At 42.0% G+C, this 15,488-nt stretch carries 16 protein-coding genes; 7 read left to right on the plus strand and 9 right to left on the minus strand.

The window, feature by feature from the left end; translation table 11 throughout:
• Position 1: 1 nt before the first annotated feature.
• The 3 genes from proB (at position 2) to DKT75_RS03090 (ending at position 3,851) form a co-directional block, all read left to right on the plus strand.
• Positions 2-1,129, plus strand: coding sequence for a glutamate 5-kinase (proB, locus tag DKT75_RS03080; RefSeq protein WP_109821960.1), 1,128 nt, complete (start codon positions 2-4; stop codon positions 1,127-1,129).
• Positions 1,130-1,137: 8 nt separating this feature from the next.
• Positions 1,138-2,643 (plus strand): Ppx/GppA phosphatase family protein, encoded by a 1,506-nt coding sequence (locus DKT75_RS03085; protein WP_109821961.1) that lies wholly within the window; start codon positions 1,138-1,140, stop codon positions 2,641-2,643.
• A gap of 152 nt (positions 2,644-2,795) precedes the next feature.
• Positions 2,796-3,851: a glycosyltransferase gene (locus DKT75_RS03090; protein ID WP_109821962.1), complete on the plus strand. Its 1,056-nt coding sequence runs from the start codon at positions 2,796-2,798 to the stop codon at positions 3,849-3,851.
• Here DKT75_RS03090 and DKT75_RS03095 read toward each other — a convergent pair.
• Positions 3,848-4,717 carry an NAD-dependent epimerase/dehydratase family protein gene (locus tag DKT75_RS03095; RefSeq protein WP_245923047.1) on the minus strand — a complete coding sequence of 290 codons (870 nt, stop codon included), beginning with the start codon at positions 4,715-4,717 and terminating at the stop codon, positions 3,848-3,850. The genes DKT75_RS03090 and DKT75_RS03095 overlap by 4 nt on opposite strands.
• 12 nt (positions 4,718-4,729) lie before the next feature.
• On the opposite strand from DKT75_RS03095, the gene DKT75_RS03100 reads away from it, so the two are divergent.
• Positions 4,730-5,029, plus strand: a complete 300-nt coding sequence (locus DKT75_RS03100; RefSeq protein WP_109821963.1) for a non-heme iron oxygenase ferredoxin subunit — start codon at positions 4,730-4,732, stop codon at positions 5,027-5,029.
• On the opposite strand, the gene DKT75_RS03105 is transcribed toward DKT75_RS03100, so the two are convergent.
• Positions 5,026-5,565 (minus strand): hypothetical protein, encoded by a 540-nt coding sequence (locus DKT75_RS03105; RefSeq protein WP_109821964.1) that lies wholly within the window; start codon positions 5,563-5,565, stop codon positions 5,026-5,028. The two genes, DKT75_RS03100 and DKT75_RS03105, sit on opposite strands and share 4 nt — an antisense overlap.
• A gap of 128 nt (positions 5,566-5,693) precedes the next feature.
• Positions 5,694-6,050 carry a DUF4870 domain-containing protein gene (locus DKT75_RS03110; RefSeq protein ID WP_109821965.1) on the minus strand — a complete coding sequence of 119 codons (357 nt, stop codon included), beginning with the start codon at positions 6,048-6,050 and terminating at the stop codon, positions 5,694-5,696.
• Positions 6,051-6,151: 101 nt separating this feature from the next.
• Here DKT75_RS03110 and DKT75_RS03115 point away from each other — a divergent pair, with 101 nt between their 5' ends.
• Positions 6,152-6,730 carry a DUF4124 domain-containing protein gene (locus DKT75_RS03115; RefSeq protein ID WP_109821966.1) on the plus strand — a complete coding sequence of 193 codons (579 nt, stop codon included), beginning with the start codon at positions 6,152-6,154 and terminating at the stop codon, positions 6,728-6,730.
• Here the strand turns inward: DKT75_RS03115 and DKT75_RS03120 are convergent.
• The 6 genes from DKT75_RS03120 to DKT75_RS03145 all read right to left on the minus strand — a co-directional run bounded on the left by DKT75_RS03120 (position 6,715) and on the right by DKT75_RS03145 (position 11,986).
• Entirely contained in the window at positions 6,715-8,028 is a 1,314-nt protein-coding gene (locus tag DKT75_RS03120) for a DASH family cryptochrome (protein WP_109821967.1), read from the minus strand. The two genes, DKT75_RS03115 and DKT75_RS03120, sit on opposite strands and share 16 nt — an antisense overlap.
• Before the next feature lie 12 nt (positions 8,029-8,040).
• Positions 8,041-8,787: a ferredoxin--NADP reductase gene (locus DKT75_RS03125; RefSeq protein WP_109821968.1), complete on the minus strand. Its 747-nt coding sequence runs from the start codon at positions 8,785-8,787 to the stop codon at positions 8,041-8,043.
• Between the two features lie 8 nt (positions 8,788-8,795).
• On the minus strand, positions 8,796-9,065 hold the full coding sequence (locus tag DKT75_RS03130; RefSeq protein WP_109821969.1) for an oxidative damage protection protein: 270 nt from the start codon (positions 9,063-9,065) through the stop codon (positions 8,796-8,798).
• A complete protein-coding gene (gene mutY / locus DKT75_RS03135; protein WP_109821970.1) occupies positions 9,062-10,141 on the minus strand; it encodes an A/G-specific adenine glycosylase in 1,080 nt (359 codons plus the stop codon). Before mutY ends, DKT75_RS03130 begins: the two co-directional genes overlap by 4 nt.
• A gap of 195 nt (positions 10,142-10,336) precedes the next feature.
• Entirely contained in the window at positions 10,337-11,629 is a 1,293-nt protein-coding gene (locus DKT75_RS03140) for an ammonium transporter (protein ID WP_109821971.1), read from the minus strand.
• An 18-nt stretch (positions 11,630-11,647) separates the two neighbouring features.
• Positions 11,648-11,986, minus strand: coding sequence for a P-II family nitrogen regulator (locus DKT75_RS03145; protein ID WP_109821972.1), 339 nt, complete (start codon positions 11,984-11,986; stop codon positions 11,648-11,650).
• Positions 11,987-12,351: 365 nt separating this feature from the next.
• Here DKT75_RS03145 and glnL point away from each other — a divergent pair, with 365 nt between their 5' ends.
• On the plus strand, positions 12,352-13,404 hold the full coding sequence (gene glnL / locus DKT75_RS03150; RefSeq protein WP_109821973.1) for a nitrogen regulation protein NR(II): 1,053 nt from the start codon (positions 12,352-12,354) through the stop codon (positions 13,402-13,404).
• Positions 13,405-13,410: 6 nt separating this feature from the next.
• Positions 13,411-14,814, plus strand: a complete 1,404-nt coding sequence (gene ntrC / locus DKT75_RS03155) for a nitrogen regulation protein NR(I) (protein WP_109821974.1) — start codon at positions 13,411-13,413, stop codon at positions 14,812-14,814.
• Positions 14,815-15,488: the final 674 nt, after the last annotated feature.

Raw genomic sequence — 15,488 nt, forward strand, 5'->3', positions numbered from 1 at the left:
TATGAGCCGTATAAAATACACAAAAAAGAGTCACCGCTGGATTGTTAAAATCGGCAGTGCCTTACTAACGCAAGATGGTAAGGGACTTGATTATACGGCTATCGCTGATTGGGCGAAGCAAATTGCTCAGTTAAGAGAGGAGGGAATCGAAGTCGTATTGGTTTCCTCCGGCTCTATTGCCGAAGGTATGAGTCGCATGGGTTGGGCCGCTCGTCCAACATCGCTGCCTGAACTTCAAGCAGCCGCGGCAGTCGGTCAAGCAGGGTTAATTCAGGCCTATCAAACTGAGTTTCAAAAGTACGGTGCACAAGCGGCGCAAGTTCTATTGACGCATGATGATGTGAGTCATCGTCTTCGTTACCTCAATGCAAAAAACACACTACGTACCTTGATTCGCTTAGGCACAATTCCGATAGTGAATGAGAATGACACGGTTGCTTTCGAAGAAATTCGTCTTGGTGATAATGATACCTTAGGCGCTGTGGTAGCTAGTTTGATTGAGGCTGATCTATTGGTTATTTTGACGGATCAAAAAGGCCTTTACGACAGCGATCCGCGTTTAAACCCAGATGCAATGTTTATTAGTGAAGGTTCTGCTATGAATCCTGACTATGTTAAATTTGCTGGGGCTGCTGGTACTGCGATTGGTAGTGGTGGTATGGCCACTAAGGTCAAAGCTGCAAGGCGAGCAGCTAAATCAGGTTGTGCGACTGTGATTGTTTCTGGGCGTGAAGAAAATGTGCTTACTCGCTTGCGAAATGGTGAAAATATAGGCACGCTGCTGATGCCAGAAGCGACAAAATTAGCGGCTCGTAAGCAGTGGATTGCTGGGCAAACTCAAGCAAAAGGAACACTTCATCTTGATGCAGGCGCTGCGTCAGCGCTGGCTAATAAAGGAAAAAGTTTATTAGCCGTCGGGGTGGTTCGTTGTGAAGGTGTGTTTAAGCGAGGCGATCGAGTTAATTGTGTCGATGGTAACGGTAAAATAATAGCGCGAGGGCTGTGTAATTACGCTAGCCACGACGTGATAAAAATATGTAAAACACCGAGTCAGCTTTTTCCAGAAAAATTGGGTTACATGGGAGAGAGTGAGCTGATTCATCGTGACAATCTTGTTTTAGAAGATTAAAGGGGCGTATGGCTAATTCACCAAGTAACAACCCATTAACGGGGCAAATGTTAGCTGCCGTTGATTTGGGATCAAATAGTTTCCACATGATTGTGTCTCGAGCAGACGAAAACGGCAATCTAACCCTAATCGATAAAGAAAAAGAAATGGTTCGCCTTCGTGGTGGCCTAGATAAAAAGGGTGAGCTAGATCCAATCGTAGAAGAGCGAGCGTACCAATGCTTGCAACGGTTTAGTGATCGCTTACGTAACATTGATCCAAAAAATGTTCGTGTTGCTGGAACAAATACTTTGCGAAATATGCGTCAATCCGACGCGTTCGTAAGCAAAGGCAGTAAGCTCCTTGGTCACCCGATTGAAATTGTGTCTGGTCAAGAAGAGGCTCGTCTTGTCTACCTCGGTGTCGCTCATACATTATCAAATGATCACGGTAAGCAGCTAGTTATTGATATTGGTGGCGGAAGTACTGAGTTTATTATCGGTGCAGACTTCCATCCTTTAAAATTAGAGAGCCTTGATATTGGTGCGGCTAGTAGCACTCAGCGATTCTTTAAAGGCGGTGATTTAAGCAAGAAGTGCTGGGAGAAAGCCAGTCTTGGTATTCGCTTAGAAATTTTACCTATTGAGCAGGCTTATGCCAAAAAATATTGGTCATTAGCAACAGGCTCCTCAGGCACAATCAAAACCACACTCAATGTTATTTTAGCGCTCGAGTTGGAGCGTTTTGGAATTACGCTTAAAGCGCTCTACAGTATTCGAGATCGTATGATCAAAGCAGGATCAGTTGATGATCTTAATTTGCCTAGCTTAAGTGATGATAGAAAGCCTGTTTATGCAGGTGGCTTAGCGGTTTTGATTGCAGTATTTGAAGCTTTAAATATCACAGAGATGACTGTATCTGATGGTGCACTGCGTGAAGGGTTGCTTTATGACATGCTCGGCAGAATTAGGCATGAAGATGTTCGAGATAGGACTATAGAAGAGTTGAGCCAACGCTTTAATATCGATAAAGCTCAAGCACATCATGTTCACAAAACAGCATCACACTTATTTGATCAAGTGAAAAAAGATTGGTCCTTAACTTCAAACCATCGCCAGTTATTATGCTGGGCGGCTAGTTTGCATGAAATTGGTTTAGCAATCACACATAATAAGCACCACTTTCAGGGTGCGCATATATTGAAGTATGCTTTCATGCCCGGTTTTTCAAAGCGAGAACAAGCGTGGTTGGCTACTCTAGTTAAGTCTCACCGCCGCAAAGTCGATTTTAGTCGCTACCAAGATATATCTGAGCAAAACCAAAAAACCATCATGCGTCTTAGTATTATGGTGAGGTTAGCGGTGTTGTTACACCGCCGTAGAGACATGAACGAGATCACTCCAGATGTTGCTGTTGAAGGTTATAATGTGTCTATTAAATATAATAAAGGTCATGAAAATCGAGAGCTTTTGGAGGCCGACTTACTTCGAGAGAAGAGTTGGCTTAAGAAAATTGATTATCATTTAACATACTAAAATTAATCAACCTCGTTGATCATTATCAAAGTGCAGCTTGTCCTATGTATATTTACATAAAACTTGCAAAGCAGTAGCATGATTGGGAATTAGACGTTTTCTTTGGCGTCTCTAATAATGTATAAAAAACTTTGAAGTTGACGTGTTAATCCATGAAAAAAATAGCCATAGTGATTTCAGACTTAGTACTCGGTGGTGGTCAGCGCTCTGCGTTGAACCTTGCTGCTGCACTATCTAAAGATCATGATGTATCTGTCATTGTTTTTCAGGACCAGCATCGTCAATATGACGTCCCTTGCCGAATAGTTAATATAGAGTGCCCAGACCAGCAGAGTACGTTTGGTAAAGCGCTGAATATATTTAAACGTACATGGCGACTTAAAAAACATCTCCGAGCCGAAAAATACGATCTTATCTTTAGTTTTATGGAGTCCGCTAATTTTGTAACGGCTTTAGCATCTAAAGAGTCGATTTTATCGGTTCATTGCAATCCTCATGAGTTGAATAAATACGAAGCGACGTTGATGCGTCTCACGTATCCGCGAGCTAAACATATTGTTGCCGTATCTGAAGATGTCGCAACACTGTTGCGTGAAGACTTCAACATGAAGAGTGTGTCGCGTATTTATAATCTAGTGTCGTTTGCAGACATACAAGCGCAAGGCCAATTACTTTATAAACATGAACGTCCCTATATTGTTGCTTTGGGGCGTTTAAATGAAGTTAAGCGTTTAGACTTGTTAATAGACGCTTATGCGGAGTCCAAATTAAAAGACGAGTGTGATTTGTTGTTAATAGGTGAGGGCGAAATGCGTTCTGGACTAGAGCAACAGATAAAATCCTTATCGTTGGAAGATAAAGTTATTTTAACGGGTGTTCAGTCAAACCCTTTCGAGTATTTAACAGGCGCAAAGTTTCTTGTGCTATCTAGTCGTACTGAAGCATTTCCAATGGTTCTCATTGAAGCCTTGGTTTTATCGTGCCCAGTTGTTGCGACAGATTGTCCTACAGGCCCACGCGAAATTGTTATTGATGGTGAAAATGGTTTGTTGGTTGAAAACGGCAACCAAGTCGCATTAACTGAAGCGATGGATCAAATGTTTAATGATGAGACTTTGTTACGCCACTGTCAAAAAAATGCACTGAGCTCTGTGCGTCATTTATCCGCAGAATATGTTGTAAAAGAGTGGTTAGCGCTAGGTGATTAAGGCGTTTTTAAAGTGTCAGCCAATGTTGGGTATTTCAGTTTAACGTTTAACAATTTAAGTAACTTTTCATTTCCAATACGTCGCGACTCAAGTGCGTATGACAGCATACCTTGACTTAATTTTTCTTCTGCTTCTTTAAGACTTATTTGTTTTGGTCTAGGTAAGTTCGCGTAGTCAGCGACTTGGTTGAAATATTCGACCATAGTGCCAGGTGTTCCATCTGTTGCATTAAAAACCTCTCCTGTTAATGAGCTTTGCATTGCCTGAATACAAATTTCAGCTAAGTCATCAGCGTGAATGCGGTTGGTAAAAGCTGCTTCAGATGCTCTTACAATAGGAAGTTTTTTTTCTAGTCTGGTTAGAGGTAGTCGGTCTAAGGCATAGATGCCTGGAACACGTAATATAATATATTCACGATCATACTTTTTTGCCCATTCTTGTAGTAATTGCTCAGCAGAAGCACGGCGTTTAGCACGTCCTGTCTGTGGATCTAGCGGTGTATTTTCGTCTACCCAGCTTCCATTGCAGTTACCATAAACACCTGTAGTGCTAATTAAAACTATCCGCTTTGGAGCGTCTCCGACCTCCGATAAGAAGTTGGCTAAGCGAGTATCTGTCTCTCCATCCTTTGGTGGCGGAGCGAAATAAAATACTTTTCCATTTAGAAACTCAGCGGTGTAAAGTGGCTCGGTACTATCCAAGTCATGCTGTAGTGTGGGTATATCTAATGACTGGCAACTCTTAACTGAGTTATCCGACACAACTAACGCAGTGGTTTTGAACGGCTTATTTTGTGTTGAGTCTTTGAGTCTTAAAGCTACTCGGCGCCCAATGTCACCGCACCCGATAATCCAAAAATTTTCCAAGGTAAGTATCCAATGATTAAAGTGGCAGAGCTAGATGAGCTAAAGCCTGGAGCAATAAAGCGTATCACAAGCAATGGTGATACACTGTTACTTTGTAATGTAGCTGGGGAATATTACGCCGTTAAAGACCTCTGCAGTCATGAAGACTTTCCATTGTCTTATGGCTGTTTGAAAGGGCACGATATTGAATGTTCTTTGCATGGCGCTAGATTTGATGTACGTAGCGGACTACCAACTGCAGAACCTGGTGAAGTTGCAATTCAGACTTATCCTATCGTTATTCACGAACGCATAATATTCATCGACAACTAAGGTTGTGCTAAGAGTAATGGCTCGTCAGTGAGAGAGCTGTCTTTGTAGTCAAGCATCACCATAAACTTATACGGCTTACCAATGGTGCGGTCAGTGGTAAATGGTACTAGCATCTCTGTTGGGACTTTAATCTCAGGTGTGAATTTCACGATTGATATAGGATCTTGGCTACTGCTTTGTAAGTCATAGGCAAGTAAGTGGTACTGCCTATCGCTAGGTAGCTTAGGTAAGTTTACAAAGCGCATGATGCCTTTTTGAATCGACGTGCTCCAAACAATATCGCCCTTTATATCCTTCGCAATAGAGTTTAGTGTCCTCATCCAGTTGATGTTTAGCGCATCTGATTGTGCCAATAAATAATCCCGAGACTGGTATTGAGATACCTGCTCTTGTTCAATGCTATCAACTTGTTTCGAGATCTTCTGAGAATAAACAATTACACCTGTTGGGATTGCTATAATTAGAAGAATTAGCAAAGGCCAAAGCCATGGTGTAGAGGCACTAGTTGTTGGATTTGCTATAGCTGTAGAGGGCATAAATTCATTGGGTAATAAAATGTCGACACTACATGATACGCTATTTTTATGGTTTTGGTTGCACCCAAGTCAGCCATAAAATACTCGTGAAAAGTAAAAATAGGCCACTAGTATCAGCGGCCCACTATTTATTTAATTAAGCGAATTGCGAAAGGGTAGGTGTACGAACCTGTTTTCTTTGCTTGAATACCGCCATAAACGGCCAGTCCAAGTCCTGCAATACCAACAATCAATGTTAGTAATAAAAATATAGTAGACGCGGCAGAGAGAATGGCTAGTATAAAAGTACCTACTAAAATTGTTCCCTGAAAGTTAATCGCCTCTTTTCCATTTTTATCGACTACTGTGCTTTCATTTCGCTTGAATAACCAAACCAATAAAGGACCAAGCACTAGCCCCGGTGGAAAAATTAAGCCAAATAATGCCGACATGTGAGCAGCCATCGCCCATGTCTTTTCTTCAGTTTTACTCAGTGCCTTTGCCATTCATATCTCCTAATCAATGTCCTGTTGTCGGGATTTTTCCCGAGCTTTTCAATATGTTGCTAAACTGTGAGTAGAAATAGTAACAGATAAGGTTTAATAAAATGCGGAATTACTTATTGCTAATCCTTGGTGCGTGCGCACCTAGTATTTTAATGGCCGGCATGTTCAGTTGGACGGATAAGTCGGGGAATCTTGTTTTCGGAGATACACCACCTCAGGGAGTGACTGCGATACCATTGAATCCTCCAAAGCTAACAGTTTTAGAAGGGTTTGCTGATCGTTATCAAGCTGCTGAAACTGAAATGAAGGCGAAGCCTCCAGCAAGTAGAGCGGTAGTTAGCAAACCTAAAGTAGTTGTATATGAACAATTAAACGTTATTGCACCTAAACAAAGTCAGGCGATTAGAGCTAACGATGGTGATGTATCTGTAGCATTATCATTTTCACCCAAGCTACGGCCGGGTGATAAAATCGTTTTTAATCTGGATGGAAAAGAGGTGCTTACAGGGACTTCAAAAGTAGCAAATATGACTAACCTAGACAGAGGTAGTCATACTCTCACTGTTAGTATAATTAATAGATTATCTAGGAAGCTTATTAGCAGCGAGGCTATAAAGTTCGTTGTACTTAGAAGTACCACATTAAATAAGAAACCTTTAAATCCCTATGCTTCTGAATGATCTCCAAGCCAGTAGTTTTGATAGGCTTGCTGAGGGTCATAACGCTGTGCTTCTTGGTCAATACTGAAGTTAGCCAGCTTTTTCACATCGTGGCCAATACCTGACTGGAAGTTCCAATTGCCGTAATTGTTGCAGGGTTCAAAATCTATTAGTAGATGTTCAAACCAGCTTGCGCCTAGTCTCCAGTCAGAACCCATTTCTTTAACAAAGTATGCAGATATAGACTGGCGGCCACGGTTACTAAGGTAACCAGTTTCTAATAGCTCTTTCATGATTGCGTCAACGAAACGATTCCCTGTTTCACCTTTGCACCAGTTTTGGACTAAGTGGCATTGATCAATATCAATTGATTTTTTCGAGCAACTATTGGACTGTATTCCACCTTTTGAAAATATGCTGGACCCATGTTTTAAGGCGTTAAAGTGAAAAAAGTCACGCCAAAGTAATTCGCAAACGGCCCAGCGCGTAGAGTCATTTTCTATACGTTCTTGCTCAAATCTACGAATTTCATGATAAACGTAACGCACTGACACGCTGCCATTAGCAATCCACGGTGATAACTTGCTTGAGTAATCTGCGCCTAATAATTGATTGCAGGTATCACGATAATTTTCTAGTCCTGTACCGTTCCAGATAAATTGCTCTACTCTATCAAGCCCACTTTGCTCATCACCTTTAAAGAGAAAAGAGGCCTTAGCTGACTGAGGTTTGCTCTCTGAGGCTGGGTTTACAGACAGTGATTGTGTTTTAAGTGTGTCAGGTACAGGAGGAAGTGTTTTCGGTGTTTCGCAGCATTTGCTAACCATCGATTTCTGTGCTTCCCACTGCTGTTCAATCAAGCGACGAAATACAATGAAGTTATTGGGCAATGTTTCTTTGCTAAAAGGAAGTTGGTCACAATTGAGCAAAGTCGTGATATTAATCGTTTCAAGGTTACAAAACTGCGAAACAGCTTGTTCCTGCTCTTGTTCGCATTGTCCGCACTCAGTTTGAGTAAATATAGTCGCTGCATTCACTTCTTCATGTAGTGATTTTAATATTTCAACAGCATCACCTTGAAGGATAAGAAGGTCATTACCTACAGCCTGTAGTGATTTTTTTAGCGAGCTTAAGCTTTCCCAGAGAAACTTTGCACGGTAAGGGCCTAGGCTGTCGACGCCATGCTGTTTGTAGTGAATGACTTCATCGTATATGAATACACAGACTAACTTTTCCGAGTGATTACTCGCATGCAGTAGCGTCGGGTTATCGTGCATTCGTAAATTTTTACGTAACCAAAGAATGTTCGTTTTATTCATAGATGTTGCCAGTCAAAAATACTGTTCTGTTGTGATATGGCCGGGGCTACGTCGTAGGTGCTTTTTTAAGCCTCTTTCTTTTAATAGAGCCCGTGTATCAGCAATCATGTGTTGGTTACCACAAAGCATCACCTGACTATTTTCAGTCGAAATTGTAACACCTGCTTTTTCTTCTAACTCACAGCTAACGATCAACGCTGGAATACGTCCTTGCAACGCATCGCTTGTCTTTTCTTGACTAACTATACGTATGTAGCTTAATTGTTCAGGGTGTTGGTCGCTCAGTTGTTGGATCAGTGGCTCATAAGCTAGGTTATTTTCATAAGATACAGCATGCACCAAAACAATCTTTTCAAAACGTTCCCACACTCTCGGGGCTTGTAAGATTGATAAGTAGGGGCCTAAGCCTGTACCCGTCGCCATCATCCAAAGATGTTTACAGTCAGGTACTTCTTCAATAACAAAGAAACCGACGGCTGGTTGGGATATTTCAATCATATCTCCAGATTTTAAGGTCGATAAAGCGTGAGACATTACGCCATCTTTGACTGTGTTATATAGCACTTCCGCATACTTTTCATTGGGTGGGTTAACTAATGAATAGGGCTTAGCAATGTATTCATCGCCCACTTTCAGTTTGAGCCGAATAAATTGGCCAGCTTTAGAAGGTCCAAGTTCAACAGATAACTTTAGTGAAAAAAGGTTATCTGCCCATTTGAAATTTTCAATCACCGTTGCTGAAAGGAATGCGGAAGGCATAAGACTACTTAACCTTGTGGTGTCAGGTTGTCTATCGCAGAAGGGCCATCACCAAAGAAGAACTTATCCATTTCTTCTTCTAAAAACTTACGGTCTTTAGGATTGATAGGAGATAGGCGGTACTCATTCATTAGGATAGTTTGGTGGCTAACCCATTGAGTCCATGCTTCTTGAGAAACATTTTCAAAAACACGCTTACCTAAATCACCAGGGTAGGGTACACGTGTAAGACCTTCTGCTTCTTTCTTTAGAAGAACACAGTTTACCATTCGACTCATAATCTTAATTCCTTAAATATCATCAATAAATCTTGAACAGGTGTCGCAAGACCCCCTTCAAATTCATCGTTTATGTTATACCAAACAGTGTCGTCTGTATCCCTAACCGTGCTAATTTGCTGATTTGGTTGTTGAATGAGCAATGGTGTTAGGGTCAGTTTGAAGTGACTAAATACATGTTTGTAGTTCGGTAAAGCGCTTGCAGTATCAATAATGCTTGAGTCATAACCGTTGTCGCTAAGCCACTCTTTTGCACTATCAATGCCATCAAACTGAGGGAAACACCATAGACTACCCCAGATACCAGTAGGTGGTCGCTTCTCTAGGTAAATGTCCGATGAGTTATGGATGAGTAGCATGACAGCACTACGTTCAGGGACAACTTTCTTAGGTTTTGGTGTCGGGTATTTCGTAACGGTTCCCGTTAAGAAAGCCTGGCAATCGTCTTGAAGTGGGCAGGCTGAGCAATTTGGTTTGCTGCGGGTACAAAGTGTTGCCCCTAAGTCCATCATTGCTTGAGTATAGTCAGCATTACGACTGGCGGGTACATTAGTAGGAAGTAGCTCTTCCGCAATTTCCCAAAGTTCTTTTTGTACTGAGGTCTTGCCGTACCAACCTTCGATTGTGTTGTGTCTAGCTAAGACACGCTTAACATTACCATCTAAAATTGCTTGGCGCTGTTGAAAGGCAATCGAGAGAATAGCGCCAGCGGTTGAGCGTCCAATACCACTTAATGAAACCACTTCATCTAATGTGCTTGGGAACTCCCCATAAAAATCATCCCTAATTTGTTGCGCTGCTTTATGTAAGTTACGCGCTCTTGCGTAATAGCCCAAGCCGGACCAGTGCTTTAGAACTTCGTCTGTTGGCGCATTGGCGAGACTGTAAAGATCAGGAAAGCTCTCCATAAATTTTTCATAATATGGAATAACGGTCGCAACTTGCGTCTGCTGTAGCATTATTTCTGATATCCACACACGGTAGGGTGTGATTGGGTGCTGCCAAGGTAGGTCTTTACGACCATTTTGGTCAAACCAAGTGAGGACTCGTTCGGAGAAGGATGTATTTTTTGACATGAGCGGCAGTGTAACGGATTGTCTTAAATGAGGTAAGGCTTGCTGCTAGTCAGTCGTTATTGTGAAGGGTGAGTTTCTGTTGACTGTGTATGATTAAGCCGTGAGAGCATGGGCATTCTGTACTTATTTTCAGCCATAAAAAAAGCCGGAGCATTTAACTGCTTCGGCCTAGATACTACTTAAGTAATAAGGTTATTAACGCTTAGTGAACTCAGGGTATGCTTCCATACCACACTCACCAATATCAACACCTTCGTATTCTTCTTCTTCTGTCACACGGATGCCCATGATCGCTTTGATCAATAACCACGTGATGAATGAAGTAACGAATACCCAAACAAAGATTGTACCTGCTCCAACTAACTGACCCATAAATGTAGCGCCATCGTTAGTCAAAGGAACAGCTAGAAGACCCCAAAGGCCAACTACACCGTGTACAGAGATAGCACCTACTGGATCATCAATCTTAATCTTGTCAAAGAACAAGATAGAGAACACGACAATTACACCACCAACCGCACCGATAAGCGTTGCGTATAGAGGCGTAGGAGTATCAGGACCAGCAGTGATTGCAACAAGACCTGCCAATGCACCGTTAAGTACCATTGTTAAGTCAGCCTTGCCGAATAAGATCTTAGCAACGAATAGTGCAGCGATTACACCACCAGCAGCAGCAGCGTTAGTGTTAAGGAATACCATTGCAACAGCATTTGCACTAGCAATGTCACCAAGCTTAAGTACAGAACCACCGTTAAATCCGAACCAACCCATCCAAAGAATGAATGTACCTAGTGTCGCTAGTGGTAGGTTTGAACCAGGAATTGGAGTGATCTTACCGTCTTTACCGTACTTACCCTTACGAGCGCCAAGTAAGATAACACCAGCAAGTGCAGCAGATGCACCAGCCATGTGAACGATACCAGAACCAGCAAAGTCAGTGAAAGAGTAGTCATCACCTAGGCTGTATAGACCGAATACTGATTTACCACCCCAAGTCCAAGAACCTTCCATTGGGTAAATGAATGCCGTCATTACTAGTGCGAACACTAGGAAAGAGAATAGCTTCATGCGCTCAGCAACCGCACCAGAAACGATAGACATTGCAGTAGCAACGAATACAACCTGGAAGAAGAAGTCAGAAGCGTCAGAATAAACAGAGTCACCACTAAAGCCAGCTTCAGCAGATGCTGCTAGTACAGAAGCAGTTAGAGAGTCAGCATCAGCTGCACCATCAAGCGCAATACCACTTAGGAATAAAGTGCTACCACCGTCTCCATACATGATGTCATAACCAACAACAAGGTAAGCAGTACAAGCGATTGCGAATAGTGCAACGTTCTTTGTTAAGATTTCAGTTGTGCTTTTGCTTCGAACTAAACCAGCTTCAAGCATGGCGAAACCAGCCGCCATCCACATTACTAGTGCACCACACACTAGGAAGTAGAAGGTATCCATTGCATATTGCAACTCAAATACATTGTTTTCCATTAGGTCAAACTCCTGTCTTTATAATGCCGCTGGGCCAGTTTCGTTAGTACGGATACGAATAGCCTGTTCTAGTTGAGTAACGAAGATTTTTCCATCTCCGATTTTTCCTGTGTTTGCTGCTTTAGTAATAGCTTCAATTGCCTTGTCGACAAGATCAGTACCAACAGCTGCTTCGATTTTTACTTTAGGTAGGAAATCCACAACATATTCAGCTCCGCGATAAAGCTCAGTGTGACCCTGTTGACGCCCAAATCCCTTCACTTCTGTAACAGTGATACCTGCTACACCGATTTCGGAAAGTGCTTCCCGAACATCGTCTAATTTGAAAGGTTTAATAATTGCAGTGATTAACTTCATTGCAGAAACTCTCCTGAATCGTAAAAAAATAACAAACGTTTAACGAAGCCTAGATAGCCCAGACTTCTAGTAGCAAAGTGCTACAGGTTGTTGCTAATAGTTTCTAAGCATTTCCCATGCCAACTTTTATACAGCTAGTAAAAGTAAGCTTGATGGGAGATGAACTGCTGTAGTTGGTGCGCCAAAAAAGAGCTTAAGCACCATCTTGGTGCTATATGGTGCTACCATTGCACCTGTTTGGTGTCTTTTATGGTGCATTGTGTGGGTGTAATAAGGTCACGCCTGATTGGCCTGATAATTGCTTGTTACAATAGTTGAAAACAAGTAGTCATTTATTTGATTGTATAGAGATCAAAAGGGAATGAATGAAAACAGAATTTATTGATATAGCGGATGCAATGGCTACGGGCGTATTAATGCTTACACAGTCACTTGATATTCAATATATGAACGCATCTGCCGAAATATTATTTGGTAGTAGTATACGGCGCATGGAAGGTAAGCCTTACCAGCGTTTACTTAAAGAAGATATTCTAGGTTGGGTGCTTGAAAAGTCAGTTGATACTAGAGAAGTACAGTCACTTAGAGAGTTGCACTTTACAACGAGTCACGATGGAATTGTTATTGCAGATATTGTTGTAAGTCCTATGTTAATTGATGGGGAGTTGGATGCTGTACTTATAGAGTTGTATCGCATTGACCAGCAGCTACGTATTACTCAGGAAGAGACATTACTTAGTCAGTTGCAAACAACGCAAAGTTTAGTTCGTGGCATGGCTCATGAGATTAAGAACCCATTAGGTGGTTTGCGTGGCGCTGCCCAGCTGTTAGAGACAGAGCTTCCAAGTCCGGAGCTGCGAGAGTACACAAGTATTATTATATCTGAGGCGGATCGTCTACAGGTATTAGTTGATCGAATGTCGGGATCCCAATCCCCAACCATTCAAGAAGATATCAACATACATGAAGTGCTTGAGCGTGTAAGAAAGTTAGTCAGTGTCGATATTCCATCTAAGGTAAATATTCGCTTTGATTACGACCCTAGCATTCCAGAAATGCGCGCAGATAAGGATAAGCTGATTCAAATAGTATTGAATATGGTGGTCAATGCACTGAAAGCAGTTGGTAATGAAGGTGAGGTGATCTTTAAAACGCGTGTTATTCGACGCTTTTTGATGAATCAAAAAATACACAGATTAGTACTAAAACTACAAATTATTGATAACGGTGTCGGTATACCTGAAGAGATTAAAGACAAAGTCTTTTTTCCAATGGTCAGTGGTTCGGCTGATGGTACGGGTCTAGGTTTGTCGATTGCACAATCCTTAGCTAATGCACATGACGGTTTAATAGAGTTTCAATCTACCCCCGGTGATACACGTTTCACCTTGTTATTACCCATACAGGCTCAGGAGTAAAGCAGAATGAATCAATCAGAATCTATATGGGTTGTTGATGATGATCAATCGATTCGGTGGGTCCTTGAACGGGCGTTAACCCGAGCTAATATGGAAGTACGTTGCTTTGAGTCTGCAAGCGACCTATTGCGAGCGTTAAAAAGAGACCAGCCTGCTGCAATAATCAGTGATATTAGAATGCCTGATATCGATGGTTTTGAGTTGCTGGCTCGTGTCCGTGAGCAATATGTAGATTTGCCATTCATAATCATGACGGCACATTCAGATATGGATAGTGCAGTATCTGCTTATGAAAGCGGTGCATTTGAATACCTCCCTAAGCCTTTTGATATAAATGAAGCAATTGAGTTAGCTAGGCGAGTACTTGAACATAGTAAGAGTCTTCAAGAAACCACGCCTGCAGTTAGTGAAGATAAGGATCTGAATCAGTCAGGAATTATCGGAAAGTCGGTAGCAATGCAGGGTGTGTTTCGCGCGATAGGTCGTTTAAGTAAATCTAGTATCTCGGTATTAATTACGGGTGAGTCTGGAACGGGTAAAGAGTTAGTTTCAGCAGCTTTGCATGAGCATAGTCCGAGAGCGGGTAAGCCTTTTATTGCTATTAATACCGCGGCAATACCCAAAGAGCTATTAGAGTCTGAGTTATTCGGTCATGAAAAAGGCGCTTTTACAGGTGCACATGCGCTTCGTAAGGGTCGATTTGAGCAGGCGAATCATGGAACGCTATTTCTTGATGAAATAGGGGATATGTCTGCAGACCTACAAACTAGACTGTTGCGAGTCTTATCTGATGGTAAGTTTTACCGAGTGGGTGGGCATGTACCCATAGATGTCGATGTGCGTGTGATCGCAGCAACCCATCAAGATCTTGAAGATAGAGTGCGTGATGGATTGTTTCGAGAGGATTTGTTTCACCGCTTAAACGTTATAAGAGTGCAAATACCACCTTTGCGAGAGCGGAGTACGGATATTCCATTGTTATTGGGTCACTTTTTGCAAAGGGCGGCAGAGGATCTTCAGGTTGAGAGGAAGACGTTGCTCCCAGAGGTTAGTGACTTTCTCCAAACACTGTCATGGCCAGGCAATGTAAGGCAGTTAGAAAATGTTAGTCGTTGGATGACTGTTATGGCATCTGGTCGCGAAATTACGATGGATGATTTGCCACCGGAATTAATGGATGCTGAAGAGTCACAGCCCATAGGTGATTGGCGTGCATTGTTAACTCATGAGATACAGCAACGTTTGAATGCGGGTGAATCGAGAATACTTGATGATTTAACGCCAGAGTTCGAGCGTTTAGCGCTTGAGGTTGCCTTGCAGCAAACAGCGGGACGAAAAAAGGAAGCTGCAGACTTGCTAGGTTGGGGTAGAAATACACTAACGCGTAAACTAAAAGATATATATCCCTAAGCGTGACTCTTGGTTTTAAAAGGCGATCATTATTTATAGTGACCGCCTTTTTTGTGTCTGTTTATTTAATAGCGTCTTTAGTTCTACCTGCAAAGTGCTTGGTTGGGTTAACTATGTAAAGTTAAGGTATGTGAGTTTATGGCGTGATTATTTTTGATCTTAATTATTAGATGGTGCAGGTATGTCTAGCTAAGCAGTTGTACCTAATCCTCTCATCGAGTGGTCTTGTATTCTGTCATTAAGTTGAATAGGTACTGACGAGTGAGGGAGTTCTGTTGATGTATAGCCAGTTATGTAAATGCAGCTGCAAATACTCACTTAAGTCATGTGTATTACTTAAATTGCAGAGACAAATCGGCTTCGTTGAAACTAAATTCACAAAAGGTTCATAAAGGGGTTGACGGGTGCTCAGATCTGTCTATAATGCGCCGCTCTTGAGACGGAAGTTGTTCAGTTGAACTGCATCTTAAGTAGTTGAAAGGTCTTGGTTTTTCCTCGATTGATCATGAGTATTAGGTTGGTGTTTTGTTGTTCGGTTCGGTTGAGTGTTTAATCGAATTAAAGTTCAAAAAAACGTTGACAAGATCTGAGGCTTATATATAATTCGCCTCCTTCCTGCGGTAGAGATCGCAGGCGCTACATTAACAATATAGACCAAATAACTTGTGTGGGGA

The organism is Leucothrix arctica (assembly GCF_003172895.1).
Taxonomy (GTDB): Bacteria; Pseudomonadota; Gammaproteobacteria; order Thiotrichales; family Thiotrichaceae; genus Leucothrix; species Leucothrix arctica.

Coding starts and splice junctions, on each gene's coding strand:
- DKT75_RS03145 (WP_109821972.1), bottom strand. CDS start 11,986: ATGAAGTTAATCACTGCAATTATTAAACCTTTCAAATTAGACGATGTT.
- proB (WP_109821960.1), top strand. CDS start 2: ATGAGCCGTATAAAATACACAAAAAAGAGTCACCGCTGGATTGTTAAA.
- DKT75_RS03115 (WP_109821966.1), top strand. CDS start 6,152: ATGCGGAATTACTTATTGCTAATCCTTGGTGCGTGCGCACCTAGTATT.
- DKT75_RS03090 (WP_109821962.1), top strand. CDS start 2,796: ATGAAAAAAATAGCCATAGTGATTTCAGACTTAGTACTCGGTGGTGGT.
- DKT75_RS03085 (WP_109821961.1), top strand. CDS start 1,138: ATGGCTAATTCACCAAGTAACAACCCATTAACGGGGCAAATGTTAGCT.
- DKT75_RS03140 (WP_109821971.1), bottom strand. CDS start 11,629: ATGGAAAACAATGTATTTGAGTTGCAATATGCAATGGATACCTTCTAC.
- DKT75_RS03100 (WP_109821963.1), top strand. CDS start 4,730: ATGATTAAAGTGGCAGAGCTAGATGAGCTAAAGCCTGGAGCAATAAAG.
- mutY (WP_109821970.1), bottom strand. CDS start 10,141: ATGTCAAAAAATACATCCTTCTCCGAACGAGTCCTCACTTGGTTTGAC.
- DKT75_RS03120 (WP_109821967.1), bottom strand. CDS start 8,028: ATGAATAAAACGAACATTCTTTGGTTACGTAAAAATTTACGAATGCAC.
- ntrC (WP_109821974.1), top strand. CDS start 13,411: ATGAATCAATCAGAATCTATATGGGTTGTTGATGATGATCAATCGATT.
- DKT75_RS03110 (WP_109821965.1), bottom strand. CDS start 6,050: ATGGCAAAGGCACTGAGTAAAACTGAAGAAAAGACATGGGCGATGGCT.
- DKT75_RS03125 (WP_109821968.1), bottom strand. CDS start 8,787: ATGCCTTCCGCATTCCTTTCAGCAACGGTGATTGAAAATTTCAAATGG.
- DKT75_RS03105 (WP_109821964.1), bottom strand. CDS start 5,565: ATGCCCTCTACAGCTATAGCAAATCCAACAACTAGTGCCTCTACACCA.
- glnL (WP_109821973.1), top strand. CDS start 12,352: ATGAAAACAGAATTTATTGATATAGCGGATGCAATGGCTACGGGCGTA.
- DKT75_RS03130 (WP_109821969.1), bottom strand. CDS start 9,065: ATGAGTCGAATGGTAAACTGTGTTCTTCTAAAGAAAGAAGCAGAAGGT.